The following is a 14,703-nucleotide window of genomic DNA, read 5'->3' as shown; positions in this document are numbered from 1 at the left end:
CCATCAGACGTATTTCAGCCCCTTCTGCGCAAGCCGCCCCCGCATGTCGTAGAGGTCGAGCCCGCATTCCCCCGCCGCCAGCCGCGCGCGCTTGTCCTCCTCCGCCGCAAGGCGGGCGCGGGCCTTTTCGAGCACGTCCGGAGCCGAGGCACGCGGCACGACGCAGACACCGTCGTCATCGGCGACGATCACGTCCCCCGCCTCGATCGCCTGCCCCGCGCAGACGATCGGCACGTTCACCGAACCGAGCGTCTCCTTGACCGTGCCCTCGGCCGAGACCGCCTTCGACCAGACCGGAAATCCCATGGCGGCCAGGTCGCGCACGTCGCGCACGCCCGCCTCGATCACCAGGCCCCGGCAGCCGCGCGCCATGGCCGAGGTCGCCAGCAGGTCCCCGAAATAGCCGTTGTCGCAGGGTGATGTGGGTGCCAGCACCAGCACGTCCCCCTCCTGCAGTTGTTCGATGGCCACGTGCAGCATCCAGTTGTCGCCCGGCGGCGCGCTGATGGTGACGGCAGAGCCCGCGATCTGCGCGCCCGGCCAGATGGGCCGCATGTACGGACGCAGACACCCCTTGCGGCCCTGCGCCTCGTGCACCGTCGCGACACCCGCCGCCCCCAGCGCCGCGATCACCTCGGCCGAGGCGCGTTCGATATTCTGTCTGACAATGTTCATCGCGGTCTCCCTTCGTATCGCATCGCGGCCCGGCGCGCCCTGCAAATGCCGGTCAACGACACCCGCTCCCTGCTGTCCCGTCGTATTCCGCCTTCACTGCCCCTGTCGCTTCACCGGCGGGGTGCCGTGGGTGTGGAAGGTGTCGATGGTCTTCAAACCCCAGGCCTGCCCCTTCCTGCGGTCGGCTTCGGTCCACTTCACCGGCTCCCAGTCCGGGGCGAGGATCAGTCGGGCGCCCGCATTGGCCAGTTCCACCCGGTTGCCCGCAGGTTCCCAGACATACAGGAAGAACGTCCCCTGTATGGCGTGCTTGTGCGGCCCGGTCTCGATGTGGACGCCGTTCTGCAGGAAGACGTCGGCGGCGCGCAGGATGTCCTCCCGCTGGTCGGTGGCGTAGGTCACGTGGTGCAGGCGCCCGTCGCCGCCGCCGTGCTCTTCCGTGCAGGCAAGGTCGTAGGTCTTGTTGTTCACCGTGAACCAGCATCCGCCGATCCGGCCGTTGTCGAGCTGGATGTACTCCGTCACCCGGGCGCCCAGACAGGTCTGCATGAAGTCCCTGAAGGCGGCCACGTCCGCGGCCAGCAGGTTCACGTGGTCGATGCGGCGCGGCGCGGCCCCGGTGAAGGCACTGGCGGTGTTCTTCAGCACCGGACGGTCGGCGTCATCCGTCGGGACGTAGCGCCGCGTCTCGTAGTAGAGCTCGAAGACATGGCCGAACGGATCTTCGAAGCGGAAGGCGGACCCGTGGCCCATGTCGCCCTCGACCCAGCCCTGCGTCCTGTAACCGGACGCCTCGATTGCCGCGACCCTCCGCGCCAGCGCCTCCGGCGAGGCACAGCGATAGCCGATATGGCCGACGCCGGTCGTCTCCGCCCGGGTCAGTTTCAGCGAGTGGAATTCGTAGTCGTCCCATGCCCGGAGGTAGGCGGAAGTTGCGTCCACACCCGACAGCTTCAGCCCGTAGACCCGGGTGAAGAAGTCGAGGCTCTCCTCGTACCTGTCGGTCAGCATCTCGACGTGGCCTAGGTGGGCAACATCGAACACCGGCTGCGTGATGGTCATGGCGGGCGTCTCTCCTGTCACAGGCTGTCCACGCAGCGCGGGAAGATGCTCTGGAACCCTTCGGCATAGCGGCAGTCCCGCCCGCCAGACTGGCCGCCGGAGTTGCGCTTGAAGTGGTTGGCCCGCTGCTCGGCGACCCGCGTGTAGTAGGCCCACAGATGTTCCTGCCCCTCCATGCACTCGATGGCGGCGCGCTTTCTGTCCCAGACCGGCGTGATGTCGAGGAAGGTGTCCGGTTTCCAGCCCATCTGCTCAGTCTGGTGCGGCTCGAACAGGTAAAGCTGCGGCGCTCCCAGAACCTTTGCGCCCGGATCGTGGCCCCAGGCCTGCGCGATCATCCGGCATTCCAGGACCGCCTGCGTCGTGTTCATGTGATCGGTGTTGTACGGATCGTATTGCGAATGGCTCAGCATGAAGGACGGCTGCACGCGGCGGATCACGTCGACGATCTTCATCTTGTTGTCTTTCGACAGGTCGAGCGGGTAGTCCCCGAGGTCGAGGCAGACGAGATCATGTACCCCCAGCGCGTCTGCCGCGGCCTCTGCCTCCATCCGGCGCACCGCCTTCACCCTGTCGAGGGTCATCCCCTCCTGCTTCCAAAGCTTGGCACTTTCGCCGCGCTCCCCGAAAGACAGGCACAGCACCGTGACCTCGACGCCCTGCGCGGCATGCAGCGCGATGGCACCCCCGCAGCGCCAGACAAAATCCGCGGCATGCGCCGAAACGACCAGCGCCGTCCTGTGTCCCGCCATCCGGTATCTCCTACGCTCCGGGCGCTGGTCCAGCCGTGCCGTCCCGACGCTCCTCTCCGCGAGTCACGCTAATCCAGCCGCCGCCCGAACGCACGCGTCTTGGCAATGCACCTGAATGGCGGGAACGGCCCGGCAGGCGCGGCGTCCTTGCAAAGCTGATCCCGGGACGCCTCTTGATCCACGTCAACGCGCCGCGCCGAAATATATTCCAAATGCAAAATGCATATTCGGGAGACGGATCATGACGGACAACGCCACACCACAGCTGCACGATACGCCCCATAACAGCACACGGCTCGAGAACCTGCCCGTGACCTTCTTCGCCAGTGTCATGGGCCTCGCCGGTGTCGCGCTGTCCCTGCACCTTGCCGAGACGCGCTTCGGCTGGGGTCACATGGCCAGCCGCGCCGCTCTCGCCCTGACCATCGCGGTCTTCATCGGCGTGTCCCTCGCTTATGCGCTGAAAGCCCTGCGCCATCCCGGCGCCGTCGGCGAAGAGTGGCACCACCCTGTCAAGCTCGCCTTCTTCCCGGCCATTTCCATTTCCCTGCTGCTGATGGCAACCGCCCTGCGCCCCGAGGCCCCGGCCGCGGCCCTCGCCCTCTGGCTGCCGGGCGTGGCACTTCAGGGCGCGCTGACGCTGGCGGTCATATCGGGCTGGATCGGCCGCCGTCCCTTCCAGCCGATGCACATCTCTCCGGCCTGGTTCATCCCGGCGGTGGGCAACGTGGTGGTGCCGGTTGCGGGCGTGCCCATGGGCTTCCCCGAGATTTCCTGGATGTTCTTCTCGGTCGGTGTGATCTTCTGGCTCCTGCTCCTGACGCTGGTCATGAACCGGCTGACCTTCCACGACCCGTTGCCCGGCCGCCTGCTGCCGACGCTGGTCATCCTGATCGCACCTCCGGCGGTCGGCTTCCTCGCCTGGCTGCAATTGAACGGAGGCGTGCTCGATGCCTTCGCCCGGGTCCTCTACAACGCCGCCCTCTGGTTCGCCGCCATTGCCCTGATACAGGTGAAAGGCGTGCTGCGCATACCCTTCGCCCTGTCCTTCTGGGCGCTGAGCTTCCCCGTCGCCGCGCTGACCCTCGCCACCATGCGCTACGCCGACCTGAGCGGCTCGGTCGTGCATGACCGGGCCGGTACAGCGTTGCTGTGCGTGCTTCTGGTGGTGGTTGCCGCCCTCGTGTTCCGCACCATCAAGGCCATCTCCCGCGCCGAAATCTGCCTGCCGGAATGAGCCTTCCGCTCTCGGGTGCACATGAAGGAGGCGGCAAGTTGCAGTCCCCCCAGTGCTTGTACACTTGATGCCTTTGACCACGTTCCTCTCGCGCGCCTTGGTCGTGGCGTCAGAAGAAAACACTGCCGATATGCAGACGGGCAGCCAGCTTCGCACCATCGAGGAAATGCAAAGGGCCATCTTTGCCCACGCTTCCAGGGAGTTTTCCCGTTGCATGACGGCCCAGGCGCCCCACCGTTAAGGCATCAATTGGAACCTGACCAAAGACAGACAAAAAGCCCTTGTTTCCCCTTCCCGGGACCTCTAAACGGGTCGGCGGAGACGTGGCCGAGTGGTCGAAGGCGCTCCCCTGCTAAGGGAGTAGGCGGGAAACCGTCTCGAGGGTTCGAATCCCTTCGTCTCCGCCACCCACACAAATTCCCCCTTTAATTCAGGGGCTTCTTGGTACTTTGGCGAATCTTTTTCGTCGGTGCGCTAGTGTCTTGATCGCCGAACGCTCTACTCCAGACGCGTAATTGAATCTTGAAGCCGTCGTTCGTCTGCGCTCCGCTAAGAGCCAAGGAGGCCAACCGGAAAACCCACGTTTCGCACCTTATGGCTGTCAGCAAGCAGACCAGACGGTTCCTTGCGGGCGGCGGCAACTTGCCGTCGGCGAGCCTGTTCCCAAGAGCCATGGAACCAATCCGCGCTGATCCGGTTGTCGTCATGGTTGAGACGAATGGATCGCGAAACCGCCCTTCGAGAAAGCCTCCGATGACCCATGTTCCTCCGCTTCAGGCGTTGCGCTCCGCGCATGCCGTCCCGGTCGTGCCGGCAAGGCGCCCGAGCGTCGCACTCGTGGGTGGCGGGCCAACGACGCTCTATGCGCTGCAGGTCCTGTCGGAGCACGTCGTGCCCTTCGATATCCATGTCTTCGAGAAGGACGGCCATGCGGGACCGGGCATGCCGTACCGCGAAGGCATCAACCATCCGCAGATGCTGGCGAACATCGGCGGACGGGAACTGCCGCCGCTGCTGGAGCCGCTGCACGACTGGCTCGCCCGGTGCGACGCAGAGGCGTTGCAGGCCATGGGGATCGAACGTGCCGAGATCGGGCCGGACGCATTCTATCCGCGCGTGGTGCTCGGCCGCTATTTCACCGCGCAACTGGCAGGCCTCGTGGCGCGGGCGCGGTCGAAGGGCCACGCGGTGACCTTGCGGGCGCGGCACAGGGTTCTGGATATCAGGCCGGAGCGGCAGATCGAGATAGACTGGGAGTCGCCGTCCGGACGCGACAGTGCAACCTTCGATCATGTGGTGCTGGCAACCGGCCACCACTGGCGAAGCGACGTTACCGATCTGGGCATCCGGATGCAAAGGCCCTGGCCCGTCGAAGATCTTCGGCGGTTCATCGGGGAGAGCGTCGCGATCCTCGGCACTTCGCTGACGGCGATAGATGCGGCGGTGGCGCTGGCCGGGTTTCACGGCCGGTTCGTCGAGGACGGGAGCGCCGCGCGCTGGGAGGCGAATGGCCCGGCAGAGGGGTTCCACCTGACGATGATGTCCCGCAAGGGACTGCTGCCGCCCGCGGACTGGTACTACACACTGCCGCTGCCCGAGCTGGTGCATCTGTCCGGCATGTCGGCGCAACGTGCCATTTCGGCTGGCGCCGACGGGCTTCTGGACCGCTGCCATGAGCTGCTGGTCAGGGATCTGGAGAGTATCGACAGCGCGCTGGCAAAGAGGCTGCAACTGTTCTGCCTCGACGGTCTGGCAGAGCGTTTCTTCGCCGATCGCATGGCCATGGATACTTGGGAAGCCACACGGCTCGACCTCGGGATCGCCGAGGCGGACCGTGGCCTGCACAGGGCCGATCCCTGGCGCATGGCCCTGCTCAGGGCGCACGAGGTGCTGGAAGAAGTCATCCCCCACATGACGGAAGCGGACCGGGAGCGGCTGAACCGGGAACTGACACCGATCTTCACCGATTGTTATGCCTCGGTCCCGCATCGCTCTGTCCGGCGGATGATGGCCCTGCATGAAGCCGGGGTGCTGGACGTGGTGCGCCTGAACGCGGACTACCATATGGCCGACCATGGCCGGGGTGTAGAGATCACGTATGCGTCGGGCAAATTGCAGGTCGCCGGAGTGATCGACGCGCGCGGGCAGCAGTCGGCGGATCTGGTATCGCTCTTCCCCGGCCTCGCGGCGCAGGCATCCGGTCTGTCGTTCGACCCCGTGTCCTGCGCGGTCACTTTGCCTGAGGACTGTCAAGGCACGCTCACCTGCGTCTCCATCCCGGTTCTGCTGCCGACCGATCCCTTTGTGCAAGGTCTGGAACGCGCCCGCGATCTTGGCCACATGGCGGCGCGACGTATCGTGGCATCGGTCTGATCCCCGCCATTGAAAGCCGAGGGCTGTACGCGCCGGACATGCGCCGCCTGTCAGAGGCGACAGCCGTCACCGATGTTCGGAAGGCAAAAAAGGGGGCAATATCTTCGTGGGCGTCGCGGCTGCCCCATCCATGCGACTGTGCATTCGAAAAGCGGGGGCCGAACCGGCCCCCGCATCGCCTTAACCCGGCAGGGTCACGGCCTTGGCATTGATGAACTCCGTCATGCCGAAGCCGCCGTGCTCGCGGCCGTAGCCGCTGTCCTTGACGCCGCCGAAGGGCATCTCGGGCGTGGCGAGGTTGAACTGGTTGATGAACACCATCCCGGTGTCGAACCGCGTCTTTGCAAGCTCCAGCGCACGGTCCTCGTCACGGCTGAAGATCCCGCCGCCGAGGCCGAAACGGCTGTCGTTTGCAATCCGCATGGCGTCCTCGTCGTCCTTCGCACGGATCACGGAGGCGACCGGGCCGAACAGCTCCTCGTCATAAGCGGGCTGGCCAGGCTCGACATCGGTCAGCACCGTGGCCGGGTAGTAGTATCCCTTGCCTTCAGGCAGTTTGCCGCCTGCTGCGATCCTCGCGCCCTTGGCCACGCTTTTCTCCACCTGGTCGTGCAGCGTCTCGCGCAGGTCCTTGCGGGCCATCGGGCCAAGGTCGGTGTCCTCAGCGGTGGGCTCGCCCAAGGTCACGTCGGCCATGGCCTTCACGTAGGCGTCGACAAAGGCGTCATAGACCTTGTCCGTGACGACAAAGCGCTTGGCGTTCACGCAGGTCTGGCCGTTGTTGTAGATCCGGCCCGCGACACAGGTCTTCACCGCGAGGTCGATGTCGGCGTCTTCCAGCACCAGGTAGGCGTCGTTGGACCCCAGTTCCATCACGGTCTTTTTCAGGTGCTCACCGGCCTTTGCGGCGATGATGCTGCCGGACTTGGCGCTGCCTGTCATCGTCACACCGCGCACCAGCTTGTGTCCGATGAGCTCGTCCGACTGGTCGTGGTCGATCAGCATCACCGTGAAGAGGTTCTTGGGCAGGCCCGCCTCTTCGAAGATGTCGCGCAGCATCAGGCCCGATCCGGTGCAGATCTCGGCGTGTTTCAGCAGCACGCCGTTGCCGGCCATCAGGTTCGCGATGGTGTAGCGCACCGCCTGGTACGCCGGGAAGTTCCACGGCTGGATGCCATAAATCACGCCGATGGGCGCCTTGGTGATGATGCCCCTGCGGCCGTCCTGCAGGCTGCGTTCCTCGTCGGCCAGCACGTCTGGGCCGTTCTCGGCAGTCCAGTCGCAGATCGCCGCACAGAGGTCGATCTCGTCGTGGCTGTCCGTCAGGCGCTTGCCCATCTCGCGGGTCATCAGCTTGGCGAACTCTTCCTTCCGGTCGCGCAGCTTCTGGCCGATGGCCTTCAGAACCTCGGCGCGCTCCTTGTGAGACTTGAGCCGCCAGTCCGTGAAGGACTCGTGGCAGGCTTCCAGCGCCGCGACCATCTCGTCGTTGCTCATCATCTGGTAGGTCTCGATGACCTCTTCCGTCGCCGGGTTGGTGGTGGTGAGTGTGCGCTCCGGGCTGTGGGAGTCTTTCATCTCGTGTCCTTTCGCATAAGCTTCGGAAAGAAAACGTGTCCCGAAGGCCGTCGTTCCTCCCCGAACCGGCCTTACGTCCGGGCACCCCGGGGTTTTGACGCAGACGTGATGCCGGGTGTGCGAGACGGGAGCGGTTCGAGGAAATGGCCGCGGGACACGTTCATCGGCGAAACGACCAGCCTCCTGTCCCGCGAGGTCATTCCCGACGACATGCTTGTCCGGAGCGTGAATCTCCCGCGCCGGCCGAGACGGAAGGCAGGTACGCAGAGACCTTCACCGCCACCTTCGGCTGAGCGGTTCCAGAAGGCGCCCTCAACGCATCCTCCCACAAGGCGCTGCCACCCGCGTGCTTTCCATTCCCCCCGGCACGGGGTAGGCATCGCCAATCTTCACGGACCCGGGACACTGGTATCATGGCGCTGAACGCCACCATCTACAAAGTCGAGCTGTCCGTGTCGGACATGGACCGCCACTACTACGAGACCCACAAGCTGACCATTGCCCGCCATCCATCCGAGACGGATGAACGGCTGATGCTCCGCCTTGTCGCCTTCGCGCTGAATGCGCATGAGCACCTCGAGATGACCAAGGGGCTCTCGACAGATGATGAGCCGGACATCTGGCAGAAGAGCCTGAGCGGCGAGATCGACCTCTGGGTGGCGCTCGGCCTGCCGAGCGAGAAGGTGATCCGCCAGTCCTGCAACAAGTCGGGCAGGATGGTCGTCTATCCCTACGGCGGCCGCGCGGCAGAGATCTGGTGGGACAAGGTCAAGGGCAGCACCACGCGCTTCGACAACCTCGAGGTCACGGCCTTCCCGGAAGCCGAAGCCAAGGCCCTGGCCGCGCTTGCCAGCCGGGCGATGAAGATCCAGGTCAACATCCAGGATGGCGAGGTGATGGTCAGCGTCGACGACCAGATCGCCTACATCACCCCGGTGACTTGGAAGAGCGCTTCGTAACGGGGCATTGCCTGCGCCGGACAGGCATTGGATGCTGGCGCGGCTTCCACCCCGCCACCACGACGTTCCGAGCCGGCCCAATCGCAGGGGCTATGTGGTCGGAACCCGCTCTTCGCACGACCGCCTCTCCGTCATCCCTGAGACGACGTTCTCTGTCAGGGCACGGAGCGGCGGCGCATACCCGGCGGCCCCGAAGAGCGCCTTGTCGGCGGGCATGAGGCAGGCCAGGCGTTCGGTTTCGCCAAGGGCCGAAAAGTCCTCCAGCAGGCGTGAGGCCAGCTTGCGGGCGGCTGCGGTCTCTCCCGCGCGAACGAGGCGGCGCAATCTCGACAACAGCACCCGCCTGCGCCACCGGCGGCGCACCCTTCGGAACATGTCGCGTGCCGGGGCGCGGTGCCTTGATGTGACCGCAGCGGTGGCCACGGCTGCGAGGCCCGCCAGTCCCCAGAAGGCCCAGCCCGGTGACCCGATGGGTTGCCAGCCGGACGCAGCATGTGCGCTGAAGCTGGCGTACCCGATGGGCGACGCGGGGATCGTCGCCGACCGCGCTGTCCGCTCGCCGGTATCGAACCACGGCAGGCTGATCGCCGGAATGACCCCCGGTTCACCCGTGACGGGCCGCAACTTCCATGTCCAGACGACCGTGGACACCGGCCCTTCCGGCGTGACCTGGAAGTTGCGCTCCTCCGGCGGGGTGAAGCTGATGAGCCACGGCTGCCTGAGGGTCGGCTGCGGGGGCATCATCTCCGGCGTGGCGCCGAAGGCGCGCAGCACGACGCGGCGCGTGGCCCCCTGCCCGTCCGCCAGCTGCGCCGGATCGACATCCCAGCTGTCCGACACCTCGAGCGTGCGGAGCGGCAGCCAATCATCCCCGACACCGGAAGGTTTCGGCTGCACCGTGAGGGTGACGGGCTCTGACCGGACGAGGATGTCCTGGCGCCCGCCATCCGCGCCGAGGACCTGCAAAGCATGGGTGATCGGCAGTATCTCCAGCGCGCCCGCCCTGCGCGGGTAGAAGGCGATCCGCCGCTCGAACACCCGCGCCGTCAGCCCGTCGACGCGCTCGTCGGTCCATCGGTCCATCCCGAGCCGCACCCAGTCGAAATCGCTCATTGGGCGCAGCTTCACCTCTTCGCGGGTGATGCTCTGCCGGTAGGTGCCGCGCAGGGTGGCAAGGACCATCTCACCCTCAAACGGGGCGGTGTCGCGCGGATCGAGGATCAGTTCGAGCCGGGGCGCGTCGCGATCCTGGGCAAAGGCGGGCAAGGCAGTCAGCAGCAACAGGAACAGCCATCTCACCATCTCTCGGCCTCCTCCTCGTGGGCCTCGCCCTCGGTCACGCGGCGGTCCATCTCGGCGGCGAGCCGGGCCTTGAGGTAGGCGCCGGGGGCATCTTCGAGCGTGTCGAGCCAGGCGCCATCGGCGGCCGCCGTGCGTTCGCTTTCGACCGGGCGCCTGTTGGACTCGCGCTGCGGATCGACCGCGCGTTTCAGGATCGACTGGTCCGGTGCGTCGGGATCGAAGGGCGCGGTGCCGACGCCGGCCTCCGCCAGCATCGCCTCGATCCGCCCGTGCCCCATGGCCTCGCCGATGACCGGGGGCACCAGGGCGTTCACCGTGTCGCGGTTGTGGCGCGCCTCGGCATCGTAGCGGTCGCCGAACAGCACCGCGTCGAAATAGGCCACCGACAGCGCGTAGTCCCCGGTCGCCGCCAGCGTCAGCCCCCGGTCGTAGGTGGCACTGCGCCCAATGGCTGCAAAGGCCGCATCGGCCTCCGCGAAACGTCCGGCGTCATAGAGCACGGCGGCCTGGGCCTCGGGGTCGCCGATGGCCGGGACCGCCAGCGCCGGAAACCCTGCCCGCCACGCGAGCTTGCCCCAGGCCCCGGGACCGGCAGCGAGGGCGCAGGCGATGGCCGCGGCTGTCGCGTAGCGCAGCCTCATGTCTGCCGCCGCCGGAACAGGAGCGCCAGCGGAACCAGCGCCAGCGCGGCCAGCCACGGCCCGAGATCGCGGTATTGCAGGGCGCGCAGGTCGGGAACATCGCGTTGCGGGTCGCGCCGGTCGGGCAAAAGGGTGCCGAGCGCGCTCAGCTCGGTCGCCTCGACCATCCGGCCCCCGCCCGCCTCTGCAACTGCGGCGAGCGTTTCGGGGGCAGCGGCGGGCATGCCGTAGGGAGCCGCGTCCTGCGGGACGAAGATGCCAGACACGCGCACACGCTCGGCCGCCATCTGGCGGGCGATGTCCACGGCCTCCGGCCCCATGCCGCCGCCGTCCGAGACGATGACCACATCGGGCGCCATGGCCCCGGCGTCCTGCAGGGCGCCCCTCGCCATGATCAGCGCGCGGTCGGGGCGGCTGCCGCCCACGGGCATCGTCGCGCTGTCGGCCACCGCGATCAGGCCCCGGACGACACCGGGATCCTCGGCAGGAACGCTGGCAAGGAAGCTCTCTCCCGCATAGACGATCAGGCCGGTGGGCCGGTCGCCTTCGAGGTCGACAAGGCGGGCAAGGGCAGCCTGCGCATCGTCGAAGCCGCCGCCCTCGGTCACAGACGGCGACAGGTCGAGCAGGATCATCAGCGTGTTGGTGTTGCGCAGCACGGGCGCTTGGCTGTCGCGGCTGGCCGGTCCCGCCAGCCCGGCGCAGATTAACGCCACGGCGATCGCCAAAAGCCAGGGGTCGGCGCCGACGCGGGGGGCAGAAACCCAGCCGCGCCCGCGCATGGCGTCCAGCAGGTCGGCGTCGACCACGGCGCGCCACGCGGCAATCCCATCCGCGCGGCGCGCGATCAGCACACCGGCGACCAGCGCCAGCGGCAGACCGATCAGCCACAGAGGACGAAGCAGGATGAACTCCGGCCCGGTCACGCCGTTTCCCTCGCCTGGAGGAACATGGCGACCCCGAGGCACAACGCCGCCAAGGCGGCCAGCCACGGCCAATATGACCGCCACGTTCGCACCGGCGGCATGGCCGCAAGGCTCGGCTCCAGTTGATCGATGGCGGCGGTCACGGCCTGCAGATCGTCGGTGGTGCGGACGCGGAAGGTCTCGCCGCCCGCGGCCTCCGCGATACGGCGCAGGGTTTCGGCGTCCACGGCATCGCGCGCTTTCGGATCGTCCGCCAGGTCGGCCGGCCCCAAAGCTATGGTATAGACCCGCATCCCGAGGTCCCGCGCCGCCTGCGCCGCGGCCACCGGGTCGACCATCCCCGTCGTGTCCTGCCCGTCTGACAGCAGCAGGATCACCCGGCTCCTCGCGTCGCGCTCACGCAGGCGGCGGATGGCGAGGCCCAGACCGTCGGCAATCGCGGTGGCCTTGCCCGAGACCCCGATCTGCAACCCGTCGATCACCTGCGCCACCGAAGTGACGTCATGCGTCGGCGAAGCCGCGACGTAGGCCCGGTCTCCGAACACGACGAGCCCCACCCGGTCCCCTGCGCGGCCCCGGACGAAATCCGCGGCGACCCCCTGCACCGCCGCCAGCCGTGACACGGTCTGCCCGTTCATCGAGAAATCCTCGCGTTCCATCGACCCCGAGAGGTCCAGCGCCAGCACGATATCGCGTCCGGAGGCGGGGACGATGTCGAGGACCCGCTCCTGCCGCGGACCCGCCAGCGCGGCGACCAGAGCGATCCACGCCACACCCAGCGCGATCAGCCGGGCATGGCGGCGCACCGGCGCGGCTTCGGCGGTCTGGAACGCCGCAGCGATGGCTGGCGGAAGATAGAGCGCCCCGCCCCCCACACGCCGCGGCGGCAGCAGGCGCAACAGCACGAGCGGCAAAGGCAGCAGGATCAGCAGCCACGGGGCAGCGAGGGTCATCGGCGGGCCCTCCGGGCGGCGGCCAGAACGGCTTCTTCCAGCGGCGCGGGATCGGTTGTGGCATTCGGGTCGTAAAGAGCGTTGCTCATCGCGGATGGCACGGTCCCGCCCATGTCCCGCAAAAGCCCGGCAAGCCCGGCCACGCGCGCCTGCGGCGGCAGGTGCGTCAGGTCTGCGATCCGGGCGCGCACGTCTTCCACGGTGCGGGCACGTGGCGCCGTCAGCGCACGCAGCAGCACGGAAAGGACGACGCCCGCCAGCAGACCCAGCGCAACGGCGACAAGCGCGTCCTGCAGCCCGAAACGGGCGAAGTCCGCCGGGACACGTACCGGAGCCAGACGGGAGACAAGCTCTTCGGGTGTCATGCCGGCAGGACCTCGTCCGCCTCGGCCCGGACGATCCGGGCCGCTATCCCGCGCTCCGACAGGACCGCCGCCGTGGGCGACGCGCTGAAGCATCCGCGGGACAGGATGTCGCCGATGCGCGCGGTGAACCGGCCCGGAGGCGGCGCCGTTTCCACCGCATCCTGCACCAGCAGGATCTCGAAGCGGTTGCGGCGCATCAGGTCCGTGGCGATGTCGGCAAAGTCTTCGCCGGGCGTGTCCATCCCAGTGGCCAGCAAGACCGCCGCGCCGGAGGGTACACGTGCGGCGATCTCGATCAGTCCGTCGGACAGCGGCGCCACCTCTTCGGGGTGAGCACCCATCGTCGCCGCGTGCGTACGGGCCAGGACCCCGGCAATTTCCAGCATTGCGGCTTCCCTCGGACGGGCGGGCAGCCGGTCGATACCGTCGTCGCGCAGGATCGCCAGACCGACCCGGCCCCCGGCCAGTACGCAGGCCCATCCTTCGAGCACCGCCGCCTCCGCCGCGGCGACGGAGCGGAACCGCCCCCGCGTGCCCCAGAACATCGGCGCGCGGAAGTCGACGACCAGCAGCAGGCTGCGCTCGACCTCCTCGTGGCGGCGGCGGAGCTGCGGGCGTCCGCTGCGCGCGCTGGCGGCGGGGTCGACAAGGCGCGGGTCGTCCCCGTCGATGAATGGCCGCAGATCGTAGAGGTCGCCGCCCTCGCCCCGGCGCGGACCGGACAGGCCCGCGACCCGCCCGTGCGACAGGCCCGCCACGGGCGCCGGGCCGACCTGACCCGCCAGCGCCACCAGCCGTTCCAGCGACAGCACCGCGCCCGATCCCGCCCCCTTGGCCGCCACGTCCCTCACAGCGGCTTCACCACGTTCAGGATCTCTGCCATGATACCGCGCGAGGTCTCGCCCGCGGCGCGGGCGCGCCATGTCGGTGCCATGCGGTGGCACAGTACGTCCGGCGCCAGCGCCGTCACGTCCTCGGGCACCGCGTAGTCGCGCCCGTTCAGCCAGGCCCGCGCCCGCGCCGCGGCGGCCAGCCACAGGGTTCCGCGCGGGCTGACCGCGTGCTGGATGCGGTCGGTGACCGAGAGGCCATCCGTGCCCGTTCGTGTCGCCATCACCAGCCCCACGATGTAGCGCCGGAGCGCCGTGGACAGGTGCACCTGCGCCACCTCCGCCTTCATCGCGGCAAGCGTCTGAAGGTCGAGGCAGGACACCGCCTGCCCGGCGGGCGCGCGCAACTCCCCCTCGACCAGATCGAGGATCGCCAGTTCGGTGTCCTCGTCCGGCAGGTCGAGCAGGACGTGGAACAGGAACCGGTCGAGCTGCGCCTCCGGCAGGGGGAAGGTGCCTTCCTGTTCGAGCGGGTTCTGCGTCGCCACGACCATGAAGGGCTCCGGCAGCGCGCGCGCGATGCCGCCGCTGGTCACCTGCCCCTCCGCCATGGCCTCGAGCAGCGCGGACTGCACCTTGGGCGGGGCGCGGTTGATCTCGTCCACCAGCACGAGCGACTGGAAGACCGGCCCGGGGAGAAAGACCATCTCGCTGGTTTCCTGCCGCCACGCCTGCGTGCCCGTCACGTCGGAGGGCATCAGGTCGGGGGTGCACTGGATGCGGGCGAAGCTGCCCTCCACCGCATCGGACAGCCGCCGGACAGAGCGCGTCTTGGCCAGCCCCGGCGGCCCCTCGATCAGGATGTGACCGCCGGTCAGCAGGCAGATCACCAGCCGTTCGACCAGCGTCGACTGTCCGATCAGCCCGGATTCCATGCGCTGCGTCAGCCGCCGCGCCGCATCCGTCAGCGTGCCTGCAGGTGCCAGATCTTCCATGCGCTCCTCCCATAGGTGCCGGCGCAGGAAGGCACGAACCCGCGGAAGGACAAAG

Annotated in this window: 14 protein-coding genes and 1 tRNA gene; 4 read left to right on the top strand and 11 right to left on the bottom strand. The window is 67.9% G+C overall.

All coding sequences use genetic code 11. From position 1 onward, the window contains the following. Nucleotides 1-3: 3 nt before the first annotated feature. The 3 genes from ACU0DV_RS02020 to ACU0DV_RS02010 all read right to left on the bottom strand — a co-directional run bounded on the left by ACU0DV_RS02020 (nt 4) and on the right by ACU0DV_RS02010 (nt 2,489). Nucleotides 4-675: a 4-carboxy-4-hydroxy-2-oxoadipate aldolase/oxaloacetate decarboxylase gene (locus ACU0DV_RS02020; protein WP_446242011.1), complete on the bottom strand. Its 672-nt coding sequence runs from the start codon at nt 673-675 to the stop codon at nt 4-6. A 93-nt stretch (nt 676-768) separates the two neighbouring features. After that, the gene (locus ACU0DV_RS02015) at nt 769-1,737 is read right to left on the bottom strand and encodes a VOC family protein (RefSeq protein ID WP_446242012.1); all 969 of its coding nucleotides are present in this window, start codon (nt 1,735-1,737) and stop codon (nt 769-771) included. Between the two features lie 17 nt (nt 1,738-1,754). After that, nucleotides 1,755-2,489, bottom strand: a complete 735-nt coding sequence (locus tag ACU0DV_RS02010) for a PIG-L deacetylase family protein (protein WP_446242013.1) — start codon at nt 2,487-2,489, stop codon at nt 1,755-1,757. Between the two features lie 241 nt (nt 2,490-2,730). Here ACU0DV_RS02010 and ACU0DV_RS02005 point away from each other — a divergent pair, with 241 nt between their 5' ends. From ACU0DV_RS02005 to ACU0DV_RS01995, 3 genes are all read left to right on the top strand, one after another. Next, the gene (locus tag ACU0DV_RS02005) at nt 2,731-3,726 is read left to right on the top strand and encodes an SLAC1 anion channel family protein (protein WP_446242014.1); all 996 of its coding nucleotides are present in this window, start codon (nt 2,731-2,733) and stop codon (nt 3,724-3,726) included. A gap of 317 nt (nt 3,727-4,043) precedes the next feature. Continuing rightward, nucleotides 4,044-4,133: transfer RNA gene (locus ACU0DV_RS02000), tRNA-Ser, on the top strand. 346 nt (nt 4,134-4,479) lie between these two features. Beyond that, a complete protein-coding gene (locus ACU0DV_RS01995; RefSeq protein WP_446242015.1) occupies nt 4,480-6,099 on the top strand; it encodes an FAD/NAD(P)-binding protein in 1,620 nt (539 codons plus the stop codon). 180 nt (nt 6,100-6,279) lie between these two features. Here ACU0DV_RS01995 and ACU0DV_RS01990 read toward each other — a convergent pair whose 3' ends face one another. Then, complete coding sequence (locus ACU0DV_RS01990; protein WP_446242016.1) at nt 6,280-7,677, bottom strand: NAD-dependent succinate-semialdehyde dehydrogenase; 1,398 nt, start codon at nt 7,675-7,677, stop codon at nt 6,280-6,282. A 413-nt stretch (nt 7,678-8,090) separates the two neighbouring features. Between ACU0DV_RS01990 and ACU0DV_RS01985 the strand changes: the two genes are divergently transcribed. Continuing rightward, on the top strand, nt 8,091-8,636 hold the full coding sequence (locus ACU0DV_RS01985) for a YaeQ family protein (RefSeq protein ID WP_446242017.1): 546 nt from the start codon (nt 8,091-8,093) through the stop codon (nt 8,634-8,636). Between the two features lie 90 nt (nt 8,637-8,726). Here the strand turns inward: ACU0DV_RS01985 and ACU0DV_RS01980 are convergent, their stop codons facing one another. Genes ACU0DV_RS01980 through ACU0DV_RS01950 form a run of 7 tightly spaced genes read right to left on the bottom strand, consistent with a single transcriptional unit; the run spans nt 8,727 to nt 14,648 of the window. Further along, complete coding sequence (locus ACU0DV_RS01980) at nt 8,727-9,938, bottom strand: hypothetical protein (protein ID WP_446242018.1); 1,212 nt, start codon at nt 9,936-9,938, stop codon at nt 8,727-8,729. Next, the gene (locus tag ACU0DV_RS01975; protein WP_446242019.1) at nt 9,932-10,579 is read right to left on the bottom strand and encodes a hypothetical protein; all 648 of its coding nucleotides are present in this window, start codon (nt 10,577-10,579) and stop codon (nt 9,932-9,934) included. Before ACU0DV_RS01975 ends, ACU0DV_RS01980 begins: the two co-directional genes overlap by 7 nt. Then, a complete protein-coding gene (locus ACU0DV_RS01970; protein ID WP_446242020.1) occupies nt 10,576-11,505 on the bottom strand; it encodes a vWA domain-containing protein in 930 nt (309 codons plus the stop codon). Before ACU0DV_RS01970 ends, ACU0DV_RS01975 begins: the two co-directional genes overlap by 4 nt. Next, nucleotides 11,502-12,458 (bottom strand): VWA domain-containing protein, encoded by a 957-nt coding sequence (locus tag ACU0DV_RS01965; RefSeq protein WP_446242021.1) that lies wholly within the window; start codon nt 12,456-12,458, stop codon nt 11,502-11,504. Before ACU0DV_RS01965 ends, ACU0DV_RS01970 begins: the two co-directional genes overlap by 4 nt. Next, the gene (locus tag ACU0DV_RS01960; protein ID WP_446242022.1) at nt 12,455-12,823 is read right to left on the bottom strand and encodes a hypothetical protein; all 369 of its coding nucleotides are present in this window, start codon (nt 12,821-12,823) and stop codon (nt 12,455-12,457) included. Before ACU0DV_RS01960 ends, ACU0DV_RS01965 begins: the two co-directional genes overlap by 4 nt. Further along, complete coding sequence (locus ACU0DV_RS01955) at nt 12,820-13,674, bottom strand: DUF58 domain-containing protein (protein WP_446242023.1); 855 nt, start codon at nt 13,672-13,674, stop codon at nt 12,820-12,822. The genes ACU0DV_RS01960 and ACU0DV_RS01955 overlap by 4 nt, the downstream gene beginning before the upstream one ends. Then, the gene (locus tag ACU0DV_RS01950; protein ID WP_446242024.1) at nt 13,671-14,648 is read right to left on the bottom strand and encodes an AAA family ATPase; all 978 of its coding nucleotides are present in this window, start codon (nt 14,646-14,648) and stop codon (nt 13,671-13,673) included. Before ACU0DV_RS01950 ends, ACU0DV_RS01955 begins: the two co-directional genes overlap by 4 nt. Between the last annotated feature and the right edge of the window lie 55 nt (nt 14,649-14,703).

This window comes from Sagittula sp., from assembly GCF_052825245.1.
Note: the sequence above shows the minus strand (reverse complement) of the source record. Positions and strands in the feature narration are given on the sequence as shown.